Annotated in this window: 1 protein-coding gene; it reads left to right on the top strand. The window is 73.3% G+C overall.

Features of this window, described 5'->3' with window-relative positions:
- The coding region (locus C1J00_RS42350; protein WP_245936733.1) for a condensation domain-containing protein at positions 1–2,188 on the top strand (2,188 nt) is incomplete at both ends.

The following is a 2,188-nucleotide window of genomic DNA, read 5'->3' as shown; positions in this document are numbered from 1 at the left end:
CTCCACCACACACACCGACACCGACCACACCCCACCCCGCAACCCCACCGAGGAAACCCTCACCACCATCTGGACCGACATCCTCGGCATCGAACACATCGGCATCCACGACAACTTCTTCGACCTCGGCGGCGACTCCATCCTCGCCATCCAAGCCGTCTCCCGCGCCCGCCGGCACGGCCTCCACCTCACCTCCCGCCTCCTCTTCCTCCACCAGACCATCGCCTCCCTCGCCACCCACGTCACCACCGGCAAGGAGGCGTCCGCGGACGCACCCGCCGAGGTGTCGGGGCGGGTCACGCTGACGCCCATCCAGGACTGGTTCTTCACCGAACACACCGTCAACCCCGGCCACTACGGCATGTCCCTGCAGGTGGAGCTGGCCCCGGACACAGACACGGCGCTGCTGGAGCGGGCGCTCGGCGCTGTCGTCGCCCACCACGACGCGCTGCGCATGCGCTACGCCCGGGACGGCGGCACCTGGATCCAGGAGTACGGCGCCATCGCCGACGCCACGGCGCTGCGGCTGACCGTACGGGACCTGTCCGCGGTGGCCGCCGAGGAGCGGGACGCCGAACTGCACGAGGCGGCCCTCGCCGCGCAGCGCTCCCTGCATCTGGAGAGCGGCACCCTGGTCAAGGGCGTGTTCTTCCGCCTGGGTCCGTCGCGGCTGCCGCGCCTGTTCCTGGCCGTGCACCACCTGGTGATGGACGGGGTGTCGTGGCGGATCGTCCTGGAGGACCTGTCCACCGCGTACACGCAGCTCGCCGACGGGCGCCCGGCCGACCTGGGCCACCGGACCAGCAGCTGCCAGCAGTGGGCGGACCGCCTGAGCGCACACGTCCGCTCCGGCGCCCTCGACCACGAGCTCGACCACTGGAAGGAGACGGCCGCCGCGGTCCGCCCGCTGCCGCGTGACGGGCAGGGGGACGACGGGGCCGACACCTTCGGCCGGGCGGCGGTGACGTCCGTCCGGCTCGACCGCGCCGAGACGCAGGCGCTGCTGCACCGGGTCCCCGCCGCGTACCGCACGCAGATCAACGACGTGCTGCTCACCGCGCTCGGCCGGGTCCTGCGCGACTGGGCGGGCGAGCCGGTGACCGTCGCCCTCGAAGGACACGGCCGCGAGGAACTCTTCGACGACATCGATCTGTCCCGGACCGTCGGCTGGTTCACCACCATCCACCCGGTCACACTGGACGTGCCGGACGGCGACTGGGGGCAGGCCCTGAAGTCGACGAAGGAACGGCTGCGGGCCGTCCCGGGCCGCGGCATCGGGTACGGGGCGCTGCGTCACCTCTCCGAGCCGGGCAGTCCCGCGCGGGCCGCCCTCGCGACCGCCCCGCAGCCCGAGATCAGCTTCAACTACCTCGGTCAATGGGACGGCGCCACCAGCGACGACGGCCTGGTGCGGGCCCGCCTGGCCGCGCTCGGCGCCGACCAGGCCCCCGAGCAGCCCCGGCCGCACGTCATCGACGTCGTGGCCGCCACCGGGGACGGCGAACTGCGCGTCGACTGGATCCACGCGCCCGCCGTGCACCGCACCGGCACCGTGCGGCGGCTCGCGGACGCGTTCCTCGCAGCGCTGCGCGAGGTGGTGGAGCACTGCCTGCGACCGGGCAACGGCGGGGCGACCCCGTCCGACTTCCCGCTCGCCGGTCTCGACCAGGCGGCCGTGGACCGGATCGCCGGCGACGGCCGGGACGTCGAGGACATCTTCCCGCTCACCCCCATGCAGAGCGGCATGCTCTTCCACACCCTCTCCGACCCCGGCGCCTACACCGAGCAGATGTCCTTCGAGCTCGACGGCGTCACCGACCCCGCACTGCTCGCCCGCGCCTGGCAGACCGTCGCCGACCACACCGGCATGCTGCGCACCGCGCTGGAGTGGCGGGACGTGCAGCGACCGCTGATGGTGGTCCGCCGCAGGGCCGAGCTGCCCGTCACCCACCTCGACTGGCGTGCCCTGCCCGCCGACCGGCGGGACGAGGCCGTGCGCCGTCTCCTCGCCGAGGACCACGCCCGGCCGGTCGATCTGACCAGCGCTCCGCTGATGCGGCTCACCCTGGTCCGGCTGACGGACACGTCGGTGCGGCTGGTGTGCGCCTTCCACCACGTCCTGCTCGACGGCTGGTCCACGTTCGACCTGCTCGCGCAGACCTACCGGGCCTACGCGGACCTGGCTGCC

The sequence above is a fragment of the Streptomyces cahuitamycinicus genome, from assembly GCF_002891435.1.
Taxonomy (GTDB): domain Bacteria; phylum Actinomycetota; class Actinomycetes; order Streptomycetales; family Streptomycetaceae; genus Streptomyces; species Streptomyces cahuitamycinicus.
The sequence above is the reverse complement of the archived record's forward strand: the minus strand, read 5'-3'. Positions and strand labels throughout refer to the sequence as shown.